The organism is Pseudoalteromonas sp. QJM3NY_22 (assembly GCF_056173065.1).
This window is the reverse complement of sequence record NZ_JBWBTZ010000002.1, coordinates 669,155-686,323: the sequence shown is the minus strand read 5'-3', so window position 1 is coordinate 686,323 and position 17,169 is coordinate 669,155. Positions and strand designations below refer to the sequence as shown.

The 17,169-nt window shown below is 39.1% G+C and carries 14 protein-coding genes and 2 pseudogenes; 12 read left to right on the top strand and 4 right to left on the bottom strand.

The window, feature by feature from the left end; genetic code table 11:
* Positions 1–444: 444 nt before the first annotated feature.
* On the bottom strand, positions 445–1,479 hold the full coding sequence (locus AC0VZ4_RS23395; protein WP_475441774.1) for an IS110 family RNA-guided transposase: 1,035 nt from the start codon (positions 1,477–1,479) through the stop codon (positions 445–447).
* Between the two features lie 703 nt (positions 1,480–2,182).
* On the opposite strand from AC0VZ4_RS23395, the pseudogene AC0VZ4_RS23390 reads away from it, so the two are divergent.
* The 7 genes and pseudogenes from AC0VZ4_RS23390 to AC0VZ4_RS23360 form a co-directional block, all read left to right on the top strand.
* A pseudogene (locus AC0VZ4_RS23390) lies at positions 2,183–4,528 on the top strand (RHS repeat-associated core domain-containing protein); the annotation flags it as partial.
* A complete protein-coding gene (locus tag AC0VZ4_RS23385; RefSeq protein WP_475441773.1) occupies positions 4,515–5,267 on the top strand; it encodes a hypothetical protein in 753 nt (250 codons plus the stop codon). The pseudogene AC0VZ4_RS23390 and the gene AC0VZ4_RS23385, both read left to right, overlap by 14 nt.
* 27 nt (positions 5,268–5,294) lie before the next feature.
* Entirely contained in the window at positions 5,295–5,795 is a 501-nt protein-coding gene (locus AC0VZ4_RS23380; RefSeq protein WP_244958546.1) for a hypothetical protein, read from the top strand.
* A gap of 60 nt (positions 5,796–5,855) precedes the next feature.
* Positions 5,856–6,344, top strand: a complete 489-nt coding sequence (locus AC0VZ4_RS23375; RefSeq protein WP_149605998.1) for a hypothetical protein — start codon at positions 5,856–5,858, stop codon at positions 6,342–6,344.
* 166 nt (positions 6,345–6,510) lie between these two features.
* Positions 6,511–7,383: a hypothetical protein gene (locus AC0VZ4_RS23370; protein ID WP_475441771.1), complete on the top strand. Its 873-nt coding sequence runs from the start codon at positions 6,511–6,513 to the stop codon at positions 7,381–7,383.
* A 4-nt stretch (positions 7,384–7,387) separates the two neighbouring features.
* Positions 7,388–7,828 carry a hypothetical protein gene (locus tag AC0VZ4_RS23365; protein ID WP_188085543.1) on the top strand — a complete coding sequence of 147 codons (441 nt, stop codon included), beginning with the start codon at positions 7,388–7,390 and terminating at the stop codon, positions 7,826–7,828.
* Positions 7,829–8,287: 459 nt separating this feature from the next.
* Complete coding sequence (locus tag AC0VZ4_RS23360; protein ID WP_475441770.1) at positions 8,288–8,674, top strand: sigma factor-like helix-turn-helix DNA-binding protein; 387 nt, start codon at positions 8,288–8,290, stop codon at positions 8,672–8,674.
* On the opposite strand, the gene AC0VZ4_RS23355 is transcribed toward AC0VZ4_RS23360, so the two are convergent.
* On the bottom strand, positions 8,576–9,835 hold the full coding sequence (locus AC0VZ4_RS23355) for an IS256 family transposase (RefSeq protein WP_475439694.1): 1,260 nt from the start codon (positions 9,833–9,835) through the stop codon (positions 8,576–8,578). The two genes, AC0VZ4_RS23360 and AC0VZ4_RS23355, sit on opposite strands and share 99 nt — an antisense overlap.
* 100 nt (positions 9,836–9,935) lie before the next feature.
* On the opposite strand from AC0VZ4_RS23355, the pseudogene istA reads away from it, so the two are divergent.
* Together istA and istB are read left to right on the top strand one after the other, a co-directional pair.
* A pseudogene (istA, locus tag AC0VZ4_RS23350) lies at positions 9,936–11,255 on the top strand (IS21 family transposase); the annotation flags it as partial.
* A gap of 11 nt (positions 11,256–11,266) precedes the next feature.
* Positions 11,267–12,022, top strand: a complete 756-nt coding sequence (gene istB / locus AC0VZ4_RS23345; protein ID WP_290210805.1) for an IS21-like element helper ATPase IstB — start codon at positions 11,267–11,269, stop codon at positions 12,020–12,022.
* Positions 12,023–12,465: 443 nt separating this feature from the next.
* Here istB and AC0VZ4_RS23340 read toward each other — a convergent pair.
* Positions 12,466–13,646 (bottom strand): IS3 family transposase gene (locus tag AC0VZ4_RS23340; RefSeq protein WP_475440337.1). Its coding sequence is split into 2 segments (ribosomal slippage): positions 12,466–13,388 and positions 13,388–13,646, totalling 1,182 coding nucleotides; the frame shifts between segments, so codons are not numbered across the junction.
* Positions 13,647–13,803: 157 nt separating this feature from the next.
* Here AC0VZ4_RS23340 and AC0VZ4_RS23335 point away from each other — a divergent pair.
* From AC0VZ4_RS23335 to AC0VZ4_RS23325, 3 genes are all read left to right on the top strand, one after another.
* Positions 13,804–14,469, top strand: coding sequence for a lysozyme family protein (locus AC0VZ4_RS23335; RefSeq protein WP_475441769.1), 666 nt, complete (start codon positions 13,804–13,806; stop codon positions 14,467–14,469).
* The gene (locus AC0VZ4_RS23330; protein ID WP_096794307.1) at positions 14,466–15,191 is read left to right on the top strand and encodes a hypothetical protein; all 726 of its coding nucleotides are present in this window, start codon (positions 14,466–14,468) and stop codon (positions 15,189–15,191) included. The genes AC0VZ4_RS23335 and AC0VZ4_RS23330 overlap by 4 nt, the downstream gene beginning before the upstream one ends.
* Positions 15,192–15,483: 292 nt before the next feature.
* The gene (locus AC0VZ4_RS23325) at positions 15,484–15,678 is read left to right on the top strand and encodes a hypothetical protein (RefSeq protein ID WP_475441768.1); all 195 of its coding nucleotides are present in this window, start codon (positions 15,484–15,486) and stop codon (positions 15,676–15,678) included.
* On the opposite strand, the gene tnpC is transcribed toward AC0VZ4_RS23325, so the two are convergent.
* Positions 15,679–17,118: an IS66 family transposase gene (gene tnpC / locus AC0VZ4_RS23320; RefSeq protein ID WP_475439674.1), complete on the bottom strand. Its 1,440-nt coding sequence runs from the start codon at positions 17,116–17,118 to the stop codon at positions 15,679–15,681. It abuts the gene before it with no gap.
* Positions 17,119–17,169 lie beyond the last annotated feature (51 nt).

Genomic DNA, 17,169 nt, shown 5'->3' with positions numbered 1-17,169 from the left:
CATAAATACAAAATTACAGTGACATATATGGACGCTCCCTTGAAGTCAAGACGAGCTAATGTATAAACATCAAAATTGATGCCTTTATTCTATTATCACGTATCTCATATCACAGTAATGATGCGTCACAAGCTTGCTGAAAAGCAAAGGTACTGACATATATTCGAGCTATGGTGTCATGGTTATCATGCGCCATGCTCCTAATGAGCTTCGTACCAAGGGACCTAAAAAATATTCACCCAAGCGAGATTAAATCTCGTGTCTTTATCTGGTTAACCTTGGTTAGCGTGCGCTTTTTATTTCATTATAAGTGAAGTACATACAGGATAAGTGTATGTTACGACTTAAGTGCCCAAACACCCACTCAGGTTTTAAAACCTATGTCATAACCAGGCTGTCTTAAGTCGTAAACTCGGGTGTGATTGGCGTGTAAAATACGCATAATTAAGCATCCTTCTGTGTATTTTGCACAAACTGAGGTGAGTAGAGAGTTTGCTTGGTCAGCAATATCCACATCAGTCGAGCCAATCTGTGTGCGGTGGCGACCACCACACAATTAAAGTGTTTTTTCTCGCGTAATTGATTTATCCACTGGCTTAGCGCATCTGTTTTATGGTGGCTTCTGGCGATAAGGGCGCGAGCACCGTGAATAAGTTGTTTTCGTAGGTAACTGTTGCCGCGCTTAGTAATACCAGACATTTTACTTTTATCGCCTGACGCATATTGTTTAGGTGTTAATCCTAGCCACACCCCGAGTTCTTTTGCGCTCTTAAATGCCTGACCGTTCCCGATTGATGCTGCATAAGCAGAGGCATTGAGTACACCCACGCCAGGAATGGAGTGAAGTATTTTAGCGTTTGTATCCCGTTCAACGTGTGCAGTAAGCATCGCTTCAATAGCTTTAATGCGTTTAACAAGGGTTTTGTACTCAGTGTAAATATCACTCACCATAATGCGCAGCTGAGGGCGAAGCTCAGAATCACTTTCTAACGCAATTATCCCTTGCTGAAACGCCTTAATACCGACAGGAAATACATACCCAAAATCGACCAATAAACCGCGTAATTGGTTGGTTGCAGCAATCCTGTTTTGCAGAAGTCGCTCACGTATCTTATGGATCATGAGTATTTCTTGCTGAGCTTCGGTTTTAATAGGAACGAATTTAATATTAGGGCGTAAGCTTGCTTCATAGATAGCAAGGGCATCGTTACTATCATTTTTATTGCCGCGAACAAAGGGGGTAACGTGTTGTGCAGGAATAAGGTCAACGGTATGACCGTAAGACGTAAATACTCTCCCCCAGTAGTGGGAAGAATAACAGGCTTCCATCACCACGCGACACGGTGGGGCATTTGCCATGAAGGCGTTGAGTTTAGGTCTGTTTAAGCGTTTATTGCATTCTCTTTTGTGATGATGATTAAAGCCAGCGACTTGGAATACATTTTTTGCCAAATCAATTGATAATGTGCTAATTTTCATGATGGACGTTCCCTTTAACTGAATGTGAGTTAACCAGTTTGGCGCATTGACGCCGTTTAAGGGAGCGTCCATCTCATCACCCATCCCAATATTGCGGGAGTTATAGCTGCTATAAAAGTTTCGTCATATAAGGTGTTGGTTACTAATTTTATTTTTTAGAACCCGAGTAAACTTTGAGTTAGCTTCATGGCTTGTAGCTAGCAGATATTTAAATGTAGAGCATGAGTGTAGTTAACCTGAACTCTGGATAATAAATCTATCTCAAGCAGCTATTTTCAGCACTAACTGCGTTGAATTTACTTGCAATAGGCCCGCTATTGACGCGTAAATTCGCCTTGCTTTCACTGAAAATCTCTGGCTAGAGAAAATATAAAAGCCAATGGGGTCAAATCTTGACTTCATACATCTACTTTCATTATGTTGAATTTAGAGAAAATAAAGCAACAAAGGCACCCACTTTAAATAGTGGGTGTTAGTTCACTTATAAAGTGTTGTAATAAAACAAGATAACGCTAAAAAAGAAATAATATAATACAGTTATTGTAAATCTATATTACAAATATGCTCTTTAATAACATGGATGTTGTAAGGGCTTAGGTTTTTAGCCTAAGCCCTTATCTTTTATACCCGCCAAACAGCGCTAAATTGTGACAGCTAAGAAAATATTCACGCTAAATAATCGTGTTACCACCAAAAAGCGAAGTCGGCTATTCATTTACACCAAGCCAATAGCGAAGCGAATGATTCAGCTAGCGCAGCAAAGCCGCTCGTAACCTTAAGCTACGACAGCCAAGGTAATATTAAAACCCAGCAGTTTGGTAACAGCATTACCCTTACTCAACAGTTTGATGTATTCAACCGTTTAACGCAGCAGCAGCTTACACACCCAGCGCAAACATTATTTGATACCTGTACGTACAACTACGACAGCGTAAACCAGCTGATTACCCGTAAAAACGAAGGCGTAAGCAGCCAAAATATCAATTTTGAATACAACAGCCTCGGCCAGTTAATTCAGCAAACACTGTCAAGCTCACGTGCTGATACAACCACACACTACCAGTGGGATAGCTTTGGTAACCCGCAAAGCCAAACTGTTCAATCAAACACAAACGATGCAGACACTAGCGGTACAGACACTAGTGATACAGGCGAGCAAAGTACAAAACTTGATGCAGCCAGTAATGAGCATACAGCCAGCTCTTCTATTGATTTAACACACGCCACGCATAGCGAATACAAAGAGTTAGCGCTAAATAGTAGTGAAAGTAATAGTAAAAATAGTAGCAACGCTGACTCAGTAGTAAACAATGAAGACATTAACAACACCACAATAAACAGTGCCACCGACGCCGACCGCCTAACACACTTTGGCGACAGCGACTTTTACTACGACGAATTTGGTAACCAAATACGCGAAACCGGCAAAGGCATAAAAACTCGCCGTGAATACAACGCGTTTAACCAGTTAAGCTGTTTTAATAATAACGGCACGCTCACGCAATACGACTACGACCCATTAGGTCGTCGTATCGCCAAGCACACTGAACACGGAAAAATTGATTACATTTGGGATAACGACCAGTTAATCGGCGAATGCCAACACGGCGAATATACCTGGTATATCAACCTACCAAATCAATTTCACCCAGTAGCACTAATTAAAAAAGGCGAGGTGTACTACTACCACCTAGACCAGCTTAATACCCCACGTTTTGTTACCAATAATAAAGCAGAAGTCGTATGGGAAAACCAAGCCGATGTGTATGGCTATGAGGAGCCAGAAGCCGAGTCTGACACTAATAAAGAAAATAGTTTCACTCAGCCAATTCGTTTTCAAGGGCAATATTTAGATGAAGAGAGTGGCCTGCATTACAACCGCTACCGCTACTACAGCCCCAAACAACAACGCTTTATAAACCAAGACCCGATAGGCTTAGTAGGTGGGATAAACCACTATCAATATGCGCCAAACCCTGTGAATTGGGTAGATCCGTTTGGGTTGAGTTGTAAGGAAGGGACTGCCACAATTATAAAAATTGGGCATGGTAAAAACATGCATTTTGCGATTCAAGTTAAAACAAAATTTGATACCACTAAAACTCATCAGCATGGTGGCATTGAAGAGGATGGCACAAGAACTAATACACTTATCATCGGTTTTGATGAGGAAGACTTTGCAGGGCAATCGATTGAAAAAACGACTATTAAATTACCAAATGCTATAGCAGCAAGTGACTTACAAAGGCAGCTACTTAGAGAAGGAGACATGGCGCTCGATAGAGCTGATTGGAATCCAGAGAATCTGGACACACCATTATATGATCCTGTTAATCAAAGTTGTTTAACGCATGTATTTGATGTGTTGAAAGCTGGAGGTATTGAGAACGTTCCTGATAACTCTGACATTGAAGATCGAAAAGTTCTGTTATTTACAAAAAAATTAATGAAAGGGAAAATTGGACCACCTGAAAAAAAGGTACCTGAAAAAACGACACTTGAAAAGCATGTAGAAGCAGTTGCTACGTATAGAAAGCGTTACGAAGATCGACTGGCTGAATCGATAGATAAAGGTGATTCTAAGAGAAGGCAAGGTGCTTTTAAAGCCAAGATTACAGAGGCTAAAGGTGAACTTGGTGCTTCCATGTATATGGAAAAAGAGTTTTCAGACCCACCACCACCTGCAACCATGGAGATGGGTTTTGGTCCGGGTCCAGGAGTCGATCAGGTATGGGCTAAACGAGATGAAAATGACAAAGTCATAGAGTACTTTGTTGTTGAAGCTAAAGGCCCTGGTGCGAAATTGTTAACTGGTGCAAAAAAAGGCGACCAGATGACGAATAAATGGGTTAAAAATAGCTTGAAATCGATGAGTAAATCTAAAAAATACGAAGGTAAAAATAAATTAGGTAAAGATCTTTTGAAAGCTATAAAACTAAAGAAACCAAAAGTTACCAAACTAGTTATTGAAGCTGAGGAGGTCAACGGTAGAATTGTTGGCGGTGTATCACAGTCTCCTCCTAAGGAAAAAAAGAATGTTAAAACTTAATAATTATGATTTCGAATTTGAAGAACTTTTTGAAGATTCACCTATGGTAATTGAGGTCAGGCTTGCTGATATTAACGATCCGTTAGCTTCTCAAGAAGATAAAGAAGATGCAGCACAAATACTTTCTGAAGAGTACCAAGAGTTGGCATATGCACACTACGTTTTAGAAGATTATGAAGAAGCTAAGTGTTATTTAAAAAAAGCAGCGCAATTCGCGTATTTAACAGGCTTTGATCCTGAATTAAAAGGACACAACAATGAGTGGACAATCCAAGGCGAGTTAAATGTCGCTCTGTTGTTCGGTGATGACTCAATAATAAGCAAGTTACGAGCTCATGCTGATGACTTTACAACCAGCAGCGTGACTAAAAAAGCTATTTTTTTATATGATCACTTACTAATAAAAATAGGCACAGGTAAAGTACCGCCGGAAGAAGAAATTGAAAATGCACTTAATGAGGCTAAATCAACTAAAGATAAAGATGTACAACAATGCATTGTTCCTCTTATTGAGGCCATTAAAGGTCTTACCATTGGTGATGATTTGTTATGGCAATCAAGCATTGATAAAGTAATTGCGTGGCACGCTGATGAGTGCAAATACGGTGACTTCAAAGAAGATGGAAATGCGGTCATGTCATTAAATGGGCTTAGTATGGCTAAATTGGGTAAAGATATGCATGGTTGGCAGTGTAAAACTGATTCACTTTATTTACCGTTATATTTAATTAATGATTAAATCTATCACCACTAATTTTAAGAGGTAATGATGAGTAGTGTAATTAATCTTTTTATTGTTGATGAAGATGTTTATCCCACAACACTGAATTTAAGTGATGAGCAAAAATATCAAGAGTTGTTAGATATAACCCAAGATGAAGCTACTAGATGGCAATCTATAGAGCTCAATATGCGTGGTTTTATTCCGGCCATTGAGTTACTTGATGCCGTAGTAGGTGGCCAAGGGTTGTTGCCAGTTTGTACATTTAACTATTTCCCTCATCAATTAATTGGGCCGGATGCTAACATAAGTGGTTCTTTTGGCTTTTTTTCAAGTGAGATGGTGCAAGACCTATTTCCTTTGCTAAAAAAGTATTTTGAAGTTGATATAGATAATAGTGAAAATAAAGGTCTAGTAGATGATGTTGAGCATAGGGCTGGTGAGCTCGACCCGCAAGCTTATGAAATAGTTCGCGATCGCTACTTTGTTACGTTTAGAGACGCCGCAGAGCAGAAAAAATCTATCGTAGTATTGATTGAAGAGTAAAAAATTCAATCGAATTTAAAAGATGCTTTAATGTTTTGCTTAGATTAAAACGGAGAAAAAATGCCTACAAAAGAAGAGATAAATAAATTTATTACAGCACAAAAGGTGTGTAGTCATTTAGCAAAATGTATTGTAAATAAAAGCAAGATAAAGCCAATTCCTTACGCAATCGATTTCCTCGATGATAGCTATGATTTAACTTGGTACTGCGATGAATGTGTTAAAAAGTACTGCTTACCAGAAAACGGTGTTTTTTTATACCACTTTCCGGAAGATGATGAAGAGATAACTGATTACGTTAGAAAGCTAGGTGATTTGAAAAGCCTTGAATTTCAAGTAAGTAAATTAAAAGGGTTTAAAGTGTCAGAGAATTATGATAACTCACCTTTTGCAGACTTTAGTAGGGATGAGGCTAAAAAACCGTTGCTGTTTAGTCAGACTCTATTTTATTCATTGTCGGGGCTAAATGACGAAAAAGTAGAGCATATGGTGGAAAAAGCATTAATGGTTCCATTTGGCACTGAGATTGACTTAGATGATTCAAATTAATAATAAATATGCAAATGGCTTTTTCAAGCGCAGAGATTAATAACATTAACCAGTACTTTAATTAACTATAACTGCGGCGCTTTAAATCAAACCTAAAGTACAAATTAGCACCGTTATTTCTAATAAAAATTATTAAAATAATACACTTCTATAGAAAAGGAATTTCATGTTCAACTTAAATATGACTGCAAGCGTTGGATTAAAATCAGCAAATAAATCGGCTGACGTACAACTGATACGCTCACTTTTAAATGCTTATGCACGTAAAACGGGGTTATCCCTTATTGTGAATAGTAAGGTCGATCACCACTTTATTGACCTAATTAAGCACTTTCAGAAAAAAGTTATAAAAATGGGGAATCCAGATGGCATAGTTTCTGCGAACCGAGGGACTTTTAGAAAGTTAGTTGAATTTTTATCTAGCATTTATACCAAAGTCTCAATTACAAAGCCTAACTACGGTATCTTAACATGGGATCCTGAGGGTACAGAAGGTGGGGTTTATCACAGCCGCTGTTTCCATGTGCCATCCAATAGGTCTGGGTTAACCATTGGTCGGGGTTACGATATGCGTGATAAAACATCTTCCAAAATTAGTGGTCAACTTATTCAATCGGGCATCGATAATAAAGTGGCTAATGTTATAGCCCTTGCTGCAGGTAAAATGGGTAATGCAGCTAAGCAGTTTGTTATAGAAAAAGACTTACTTGATTTTGAAGTATCAGCACAGGTGCAATTAAAGCTATTTGAAATTGTTTATAAAGAAATGGAAGCTGATGTAAAGCGGATATGTAATAAAACTATAACAAGTCAAACATATGGAAAAACAGATTGGCTAAATTTAGACCCGAAGATAAAAAATGTTTTGATAGATTTAAGGTTTAGAGGAGATTACCGCCCTGCTAGTCGTAAAATTTTGCAAAAACATGTTGCGAACAATGATTTAATATCTTTTAAAGCTGAAATAAATAAAAGTGCTAACTGGGGTGGTATACCGCTTGCCAGGCAACAGGCGCGTATTAAATACATAAACTCATAGGTGTATGATGAAACAATTGATGATTAGCATTTATTTGATTTTTACTTTTTTTTGTACTGAAGCAATAAGTAATGATGACAAAACTTATGTTAGCTTTGATGTTATAGAGATGAATGTGGAAAGGGTTAATGATAACTTATTCCGCTGGATAAAATTTCATCCTGATAGCGAGTTCCCATGTTTAAGATTAGAGATTTTAGAAGCAGGTAGTAATGCGCTTATCAAACGAAAGAATATTTGTAACGTGTATGATGAAGCTTTAAAAGTTACACATGATTTTAAAAAGTTATCATTTTTAGATATCTACAATCTGAGTGTTGAATCTCAGACTCTAACATTTGAGTTGGAGCTATCTCTACTCAGTCAAAATGTGGTTAATATGAATTGTTCAATTAAGATTGAAAATAAAGACTTTTCTCCACTTGTTTGTAACCGTTCAGAGTAGTTGGGGGTAAAGTTTGGTGAGAATACCGTCCACATTTGTGGATGATTTTAATAATTCAAGTTTTAATGGACATATATTTAACATTTTTAATGTAATAACGGCTCCAAACTATCTAAAATAATTACTTAAATAAGTAGGTATGGTTTGGTACGTTTCAAAAAAGCTCAAGAGTTTTGATTAGCTAAAATTTAAAGTTAGGTCTATGGGGATGGTTTTAATGGCTAAAGGTACCGAAACCTTTTTATTATTCCTCCCATGGAAGCTTTTGCGTAGGTTCTGATTAGTGCATATTCTCCCCAGCTTTGATCACCCAATGGCACTAACTTTGATCACTTATTCTCATTAAGCTTTGATCACGAAAATCACTCTATAATGATCACTTTTGTGTTCTTAATGATTTTGCCGATCAAAGCTTAATGCCACTCGTAACCGAGTTCACGTTTTATCATTTTTGTAGGTATGTTAAACCGTTATCTAAATCATTTGATGAGGATAACAATAATGTCAACAAGACCTATATCTATGAGTAAATTACATGCTATTTTACGGCTGAAATATTCAGCAAAATTATCCCATCGAGAGATTGCTAGAAGCTTAAATATCTCCCCTGGCACTGTGGCTAATTACGTTAAAAAGGCCAATGAGTTAGGGTTAAACCAATGGCCGTTACCTGAAGATAAACAACACGGTACTTTTCTTAATACAAAAATCAGGGACTTCTCAACCCGTCAAAAAAGAGAGTTATTGTCAAATCTGGTGTATGAGCTCATCTTGATGCTCTGTTTGATCTTGAGTTATTCTTTCGCCGTCTTTAAATTTTACCCCTGTAATTACTTCAGCCAGTAGCTTAAATCCTCGCAAGCGGTACCATTTTTTCTCTGCCGACTGCGCGAGTTTAAAAACCATCATTAAGGTGGTTGTCCGGCTGCCACAACTCTTCACTTTATGCGTTCTCAGCCTTACCGTCGCAAACGTTGACTCTATCGGATTACTCGTTCTTATGTGCATCCAATGCTCAGCAGGATAATCATAAAATGCCAGCATTTCATCTTTATCCTTCATCAAGCAATCCGTCGCTTTTGGGTATTTGACTGAGTAATTTTTAACAAATAAATCATACGCTTTATAAGCAGAAGCTCGACTCTCTGCCATCCAGATATCTTGTAAATTCGCTTTGATTTTAGGTTGCATTGATTTCGGCACTTTGTTTAGCACATTCGCGATTTTATGCACCCAGCAACGTTGATGTTGGGTTGTTGGCCATACTTTGGTGAGGGCATTCCAAAACCCCAGCGCACCATCCCCTATGGCCAATTTTGGTGGTATTGTTAGACCCTGTGAGCGCAGTTGATTTAACACTTCAGTCCAGCTCTGCTCAGACTCACGAACCCCGTCAACCACCGCCAATAGCTCCTTTCTGCCCGTTTCATCTACCCCCATAATTACCAGTAAGCACAGCTTATCATCCATTCGAATTTTACTGTAAATCCCATCGGCCCAGATATACACATATCGACGTTTAGCCAAGGAACGTTTAGACCACTGCTGATACTCCGTTTCCCAGGTGGATTTCAACCGAGAGACACTATTGGCCGACAAACCTTTGGCTTGCTCGCCTAAAAGAGACACTAAAGCGGGCTGCATATCACCCGTCGAAATTCCTCGTAAATAGAGCCATGGGATCAGCTCTTCGATATTTTTTGTCCGTTTCAGATAAGGCGGGATCAAGGCACTATTGAATTTAATGCCTTCCTTTTTTCGATCCCTGACTTTAGGTATTTTGACCTCAATATCACCAAGGCCTGTTTGGATCGTACGCTCAGGCTGGTGACCATTTTTGACGATCCGCTGAAGTCCCTCGACGGTCTCATGCTGGTATTGAGCCAATAAAACAGCCAACTCAGCCTCAATCGCTTGAGCTAACAACTGCTGCGCCCCGCTTTTAAGCAACTGCTCTAACGGATTGTCTGGTTTTTCAATGGAAATAACATTATCATTTTCAGTCATTGCGATGTCTCTCTGGTTAATTGTTGATCCGGTCAAGATCAATTAACAGATTACATCGCAATGACTTTTTCTCATACACCAGAAACGACTATAGCTCCAAAAAAGATACCCAACACCTGACTGGCTCACCATCAATAAGGATTTAAAGCAGCACAAACATTTGACGTTGCAGTTAGTCTTCGATGAATTGTGTGAGAAAGTCGGTGAGCCTTATTACAGCTATAGCCACTTCTGCCGCGCCTACCGGCAATGGTTAGGAAAACAACGGTTGTCGATGCGTCAGCATCATAAAGGCGGTGAAAAGCTGTTTGTGGATTATTGTGGCCCTACGCTGACCATCACGTGCCCTACAACACAGGAAACACGACCTGCTCAAGTGTTTGTTGCCGTGCTCGGCGCATCAAATTATACCTATGCTGAGGCAACGTATAGTCAACAACTTGAAGATTGGGTGATGAGTCATGCCCGTTGCTTTGCATTTTTAGGCGGTGTTCCAGAGCTTGTTATTCCCGACAACTTAAAAAGCGCCGTTAGTAAACCCTGTCGCTACGAGCCTGATTTAAACCCCACGTATCATCAATTAGCCGAGTATTTTAATGTCGCTGTCATACCGGCTAGACCTTATAAACCCAAAGATAAATCGAAGGCTGAAGTCGGTGTACAAATTGTTGAGCGTTGGATCATGGCACGTCTACGCAAGCAAACCTTCTACAGCTTAGCGCACCTAAATCAAGAAATAGCAAAGCTACTTGATGTAATGAACAATAAGGTCATGAAGCAATATCAACAGTCACGTAAACAGCTATTTGAGATGGTGGATAAAAGCGCATTAAAGCCATTGCCTGAAAAGCCCTATCACTATACACAAATCAAAACGGTGCGAGTACACATTGATTATCATGTTGAAATAGAAAAACATTATTACAGTGTGCCGTATCAGTGGGTTAAGAAACAATTACGCGCACACATAACCAATCAGCTAGTACAGCTTTATCATGACGATACCTTAATCGCACAGCATCCGCGCTCACATCGTTTAGGAGGGCATACAACACAGTCTCATCATATGCCTCTGGCGCATCAAAAACAGCATGAGCAGTCACCGATAAATTTACGCTCATGGGCATTAAGTATCGGGGAGTATACTCACCAAGTTATTGAGTTACAGCTCAGTGGACGGCGTCACCCCGAGCACGCTTATCGCGCCTGTTTAGGGGTGTTAAGTTTAGCTAAAACTTATTCAAAAGAACGGCTTGATCAAGCGTGTTATCGCGCAATCATAATGAATACGACAACACTCAAATCAATAAAGCAGATGCTGAAGAAAGGGTTGGATCAACAACCGTTACCCACACAGCAAACAGAGCCAGAAAAGCCAATAAAGCATGACAACATACGCGGCACACAGTATTACCATTAAGGAAATGAATCATGATAGACACCATTAACCAACAACTTCAACTACTCAAGTTATCCGGTATAAAACACGCATTAAAGCAGCAGCTTGAGCAGCCTAACTTATACCAAGAGCAAAGCTTTATAGAGCGCATCAGTTTATTGCTAACACATGAAATTGACACGCGTGAGCAAAGAAAAATCGACCGGCTCGTGCGACACGCTAAATTCCGCTTACCGGCTCAGTTAAATCAGCTGATTTACTCACCGGCACGTAATATAGAAAAAGCACAGATACGTAACTTAAGCCAAAATAGCTGGCTGAACTTACATCAAAATATCTTAATCACCGGGGCAACAGGCTGTGGAAAAACATACCTCGCATGTGCCTTAGGGCATGAGCACTGCCTACAAGGAAAAAGCGTTTACTATATTCGATTAAAAGAACTACTTGAAAGCCTGTTTCTAGCACAAGCAGATGGTAGTTACCGGAAATTACTGGCGAAGTTAATAAAGTATGATCTACTGATCTTAGACGACTGGGGGCTTGAACCACTGAGTGCACAGCAACGAGGTGACTTACTCGAATTAATCGATGCGCGGTATGGGTATAAATCACACATAATTATAAGTCAGCTCCCGCAGGAAAACTGGCATGAGATGATTGGAGAATCAACCCATGCTGACGCCATTTTAGATAGGCTAATTCATGGTTCGATTAAGTTGAATTTAAAAGGAGAATCGATACGAAAACAGTTAAATAAATTGACTGATGATGATCAGTTAAGCTAATTTAAAAATGGCTCTACAAAATGATAAATCAGGTGATCAAAGCTGATGAGAATCGGTGATCAAAGTCATGAGAATACGCAATTAGTAACAATCATCTTACTTTTGGGAATGGTTTATTCAGGAATGACATTGTTAACACAGTACTTTAATACAAGTCCTGATTGGCTGCTTGGCATTTTGTTTTCCGTTGGAATTATGTTTTGCCTTATAAATTTTAAAGTAAGCCAAGGCTCTTTTTTTGCGCAAACATATTAAAATTCTATGCTTTATTTTTAGCTGTGATTTGTTTACCGTTTTTTATAATTTTAGAAGGTAATGGGTTGTAGTGGTACAGTAGGGACTGGCGGCGAAAATAAGCAAGACGATTTAAAAGCAGTACAAACTGCTTTAAATTCACTTCTTTCCCTTAAGCGCTCACTAGAAAACTTACCGTAGTGTAGTGGTCAATAAAATTTGGCCACAGTTTTAGAATCTTTGTATCTGACCTCAGATTCATTTGGCGCTAAACCGGCATTATAATGATGCGGCCTAACATTATTGTAATATCCATTTATGTAATCACTTACGCTATATTTAGCGTCTATAAAATTTCCATATCCACTCTTTGGCATCCATTCCGTCTTAAAGCTTCTAAAAAATCGCTCCATTGGCGCATTATCCCAACAGTTTCCACGCCTGCTCATACTTTGTGTGATTTTATAGCGCCATAAACGTTGGCGATATTTTAAACTTGTATAATGACTACCTTGGTCAGAGTGAAACATCAGTCCTGTCGGTTTTCCTCTGCTTTCATACGCGAGTTCAAGCGCTTTTAGCGTTAAATTAGTATCTGGTGATAACGACATTGCCCAGCCAACCACTTTGCGTGCAAATAAATCAATAACCACGGCTAAATAAGCCCAGCGATTGCCCGTCCAAATATACGTCACATCACCGCACCACACGGTATCAGGCTCAACAACATCAAACTGTCTATCAAGCAGGTTTGGGATTTCAAGGTGTTCATTACCACCACGTTTATATGAATGTTGAGGTACTTGGCAGCTTTCGAGCTTTAATTTAACCATTAGCTTAGCTGCACGATAACGGCTCAATTCAAAATCATTGTTCGTTGCTATCGCTGCGATTGTCCGTGCCCCAGCTGAACCACCACTCATCGCATGTATTGCTTTTACTTCAGCCTCTAACCTTGCTTGCTCAGGTGTCGGCGCTGTATCCCGTATGGCCCAGTACTTATAGCTGCTGCGATGCACATTGAATACGCTACACAGCAGACTAATTGGATAACGCTCTCGTTGATTTAACTTCTCGATTAACGAGAATTGTTCAGGGAGTCGGACATCAAGAGAGCGGTAGCCTTTTTTAATATATCCTTTTCTAATTCAATGCGTTGTATTTGCTTTTTAAGCTCACGGATTTCAATTTGTTCGGGCGTCATTGGTGAAGCTAAGGGTGTCTGACCATTACGTTCTTGCTTTAATTGAGTTACCCATTTACTGACGGTTGATTTACCAACACCCATCGCTTTGGCTGCATCTTCTTGCGTATAACCTTGGTCTACTACAAGCTGAGCCGTTTCTAATTTAATTGCTGCAGAATATGTTGCACGTTTTAATTTCGTCATTTTTTCACCCAAATTTGTATGCTTATTAGCATAACATTTCTTTCTTAATGGGTGGCCAAAATCACTGTACCACTACATAGACAGTCGTTTAGGCTCACGTCCTGAGAACTCTAAAACCGTAGCGGCTATTAAGTTGTTTCAAAGCAAAGTGGTAAATATGGTACGTCCAGATGGAAAAATAGATCCAAATGGACGCACCCATAGAAAAATTAATGAAAAGCTAGCGAGTGCTGCAGCGGTTGCGGTTATACCAATATCTGGCAATTTAAAAACGAAACTAAAACAAAGTATGGTGAAATATGAAGGTAATGTTCCTCATATGTATTTAGATACAAAAGGCTATGTAACCGTTGGCGTAGGTCATTTATTAAAAGATGTTGAGGCTGCAAAAAAAGTTCCTTTCACCGTTCGAGATACGGGAATTATTGCATCAACGAAGCAAATTGAAGATGAATTTAAACTAATTAAATCAAGACCGTTTGGTAAGGATGAAGGCTTTGGTCGTTTCAAACCTTTTACTAAGTTAATAATTACTGAAGCTGTAGCAAACGCTCAAATTGATCAGCATATTAAAACGTTTGAAAGTGAGCTTAAACGTATATATGGCGCATCTGAATTTTCAAGTTACCCAGATGATGTTAAGTTAGCCCTGTTTGATTTAATATTTAATTTAGGGATGACAAAACTTAAAGACACTTTCCCTAATTTTAACAAGCATATGAAAGTCCATGATTTTAAAAAGGCGGCTATTGAATCAAATAGAAAAGATGTATCGGCTGAGCGCAATACTTATGTCCGCAATTTACTGGTGAATGCAAAATGATAAAGAAATTAATTTTACTTGCATGTATTAGTATCTCAAGTACAGCATGTGCAGAAATAGACAAAAACAAAATAACTCCGACATATAGCTCGGAAAATAAAACCAATAGATACTTTACAGAGGCTATGGCATTAGAGCAGCAGGAACAGGTTAAGACTCTAATTTATAAAAAGTGGTATTTTGAAGAAAGTCTTCTTAAAGACGGTAACCCTAATAAAGTAGTTACTAGCTGTAATACTTTATTTAATGCTTTGGATGAAGGTTTTAACGCATTTAGTTATCGAGAGCAGGGCGTTATAAAAGCTATGAATAAAGTGTGTTTAATATGGTCACATATGGGGGAGTTGAATGCTTCTGATGCTAGTTTTTTGACTGATTTTGAACATGGTTCAGCACTACCAAAACAAATGCCTCCAGAGCTCGCTTTAATTATTTCAAATGACGATGAGCGCCGCTTAGCAAGTGCAAGTAGCTGGGAAGAAATGAGCCGTGTTAAAGAAGTGCAGTCATTAAATAAGGACCAAGCTATTTATTACGACAACAGCGGCGGTATTCAAAAGCTAACTGTTATGGCTAAAGGCGATTATAACAACGACGGCATAGAAGATATGGTGTTGTATATGGATAATAGTGTTGAAGAGGGGAGTTACGGCTCTACTTATGGTTATGTGGTAACACGGCTAGCCGCTGATGCGCCATATACGCTAATTAAGCAGTTCTAATTACGTCAAGTTTAAAGTAAATAAGCGATCAGCAGCTAAATAAAATATCCACTTTAAACCGAGGGTGTTTTATTTAATTGCCGCTTTAAATGATTGAAACGAAAAATAACACAAACCTCATTGCAAATAACAAATTACAGTGACCCCATCATGTATTGGTATTTGTTGTTAAGCTTACTTTTCAAGGCTTGAGTAAACTTTGATCTAGCTTCACTGCTCGTAGTTAGAAGACATTTAAATATAGAGTATGGATTTAATTAATCGACTAAGTTTTAAAAAACAAGGATAGGTAATGAATAAAATAAACACGGATGTCAATTATAAAACAATGGCCGGTAATGCGCGCTTAGTTATGCTTGGCGAATCAAGCCATATCACTGCTGGTTATAAGTATGAAGCAATTAAGGCGATCAAACAGTTAAAAGCTGCAGGTTTTACGCATTTTGCAATTGAAATGCTGCCACATTCAATGCAAGAAAAAATGTAACTATTCAGCCACATTTTCAATAAATATATCAGGTAACTGATTTTTGAAGAGTAATTCAAGGGCTAGGCTTGCTGATACATGCTGTTTTCTGCAAGTCGAGAGGTAGCTTCTGATTAAACAAAACATCTCTGCACCTTGCATGCTTCTGAAGCACCCAGATATCTTTTGATGAACCTTGGTCATCCTAATATCATTCTCACCCTGGTTGTTGCTAAAAGGCACCGCCGTTTCCGTCATGAACCGTAAGACATCATCTTGATAATCTCTTAACCGCTCTAACAACGCTCTAGACTTTGTTCGTTTCAATCTGCCTCGCTGGCCTTTTACTCGGCTGTTTCTATCCGGTGGAGGGCATTTAATGTCACCTTGAGCCAATATTTGTTGATATTTCTCTATATAGTGAGCTTTTGTGTCTGCATCTAGCTCGGGGTTATCTATTTGATGTTTATTGATTTCAGTCAGTAGGGTTTGCAAATCCTTTGCCCATTGCATACCGTCTTGCTCCCATGCCCTTTCTAACTCTCGGATATGATGTGCATTACACAAGGCATGTTGGCACTGTGTATATTGATAATACGGTTTCCAGTGGTCGTGGCATAGTACCCCAGTAAAGTGAGGTAAAATATCGGCGTCATCCATCGCTATTTTCCCTCTTTTCTCATGCGGGTAAAAATACGTCCACCACGTCGTTGATGCACCATGAAGCCATCGTCGTTTACCACCTATATTAATCCCCGTTTCATCAACGTGTAAGGCTTGATAAGTCGTTTTCAGGGCTTTCTTGAGCGCGGCTTCTGCGCCGGAGGACTTTACCAAGGCCGCTGCTTGTTCATTAAAGTTAAATAAACTACCCGCACTGATTGGAATACCGAGTTGATCACAAAAATATTCTTCAATGCGGTTGTAAGGGAGTAATTGATATTGGGATAGGTAAACTGCATGGGCTTTTACACCAACCCCATATTGAATAGGACTGTTAACGTCTTCTGGAAATTCACCAATAAAACGCTTACCTTGCTCATTTTCCAGAATTTGTGCTTGGTATTCAGTGACCACTTTCCTGATATCTATATCGACAACCTGTCGTTTTTGAAAGCCAATTTCACGGTAGTGACCTTTCGGTAAAAAATCACGTTCAACTAGGATGATTTTGATCTCATCAGGCGTCTGTGTTTGGGTTAGTGTTTTACCTGCACGGCCTTTTTGACCACCCGCTGACTTGGCTGATTTCTCTTTGTTTTGTTTTTTTCGGTTGATGTCTTTTGATGGCGGGATACTGCTATTGTTACTGTTAAGTCCTAATTTACTTGCTAACATAACAACGACAACCAGAATGAGTTCAATAGACATCTTCAGCGCAGGCGTGAGAGTTTTACCTTCTTGTAATTGAGCTTTGGTTTTCTCAACGATTTCGTCGATGTTGATGCTGTTTAAATTCATTGAAGCTAGGGCTATTAGGTCATAGCCCTAGCTTGGCATACTGGCGGGATC

What these genes read in the sequence shown, in the direction of transcription:
- AC0VZ4_RS23335 (WP_475441769.1), top strand. Translation starts at nt 13,804, where the DNA reads ATGGTACGTCCAGATGGAAAAATAGATCCAAATGGACGCACCCATAGA.
- AC0VZ4_RS23355 (WP_475439694.1), bottom strand. Translation starts at nt 9,835, where the DNA reads ATGACTGAAAATGATAATGTTATTTCCATTGAAAAACCAGACAATCCG.
- AC0VZ4_RS23380 (WP_244958546.1), top strand. Translation starts at nt 5,295, where the DNA reads ATGATGAGTAGTGTAATTAATCTTTTTATTGTTGATGAAGATGTTTAT.
- AC0VZ4_RS23360 (WP_475441770.1), top strand. Translation starts at nt 8,288, where the DNA reads ATGTTAAACCGTTATCTAAATCATTTGATGAGGATAACAATAATGTCA.
- AC0VZ4_RS23375 (WP_149605998.1), top strand. Translation starts at nt 5,856, where the DNA reads ATGCCTACAAAAGAAGAGATAAATAAATTTATTACAGCACAAAAGGTG.
- AC0VZ4_RS23395 (WP_475441774.1), bottom strand. Translation starts at nt 1,479, where the DNA reads ATGAAAATTAGCACATTATCAATTGATTTGGCAAAAAATGTATTCCAA.
- AC0VZ4_RS23365 (WP_188085543.1), top strand. Translation starts at nt 7,388, where the DNA reads ATGATGAAACAATTGATGATTAGCATTTATTTGATTTTTACTTTTTTT.
- tnpC (WP_475439674.1), bottom strand. Translation starts at nt 17,118, where the DNA reads ATGAATTTAAACAGCATCAACATCGACGAAATCGTTGAGAAAACCAAA.
- istB (WP_290210805.1), top strand. Translation starts at nt 11,267, where the DNA reads ATGATAGACACCATTAACCAACAACTTCAACTACTCAAGTTATCCGGT.
- AC0VZ4_RS23325 (WP_475441768.1), top strand. Translation starts at nt 15,484, where the DNA reads ATGAATAAAATAAACACGGATGTCAATTATAAAACAATGGCCGGTAAT.
- AC0VZ4_RS23370 (WP_475441771.1), top strand. Translation starts at nt 6,511, where the DNA reads ATGTTCAACTTAAATATGACTGCAAGCGTTGGATTAAAATCAGCAAAT.
- AC0VZ4_RS23385 (WP_475441773.1), top strand. Translation starts at nt 4,515, where the DNA reads ATGTTAAAACTTAATAATTATGATTTCGAATTTGAAGAACTTTTTGAA.
- AC0VZ4_RS23330 (WP_096794307.1), top strand. Translation starts at nt 14,466, where the DNA reads ATGATAAAGAAATTAATTTTACTTGCATGTATTAGTATCTCAAGTACA.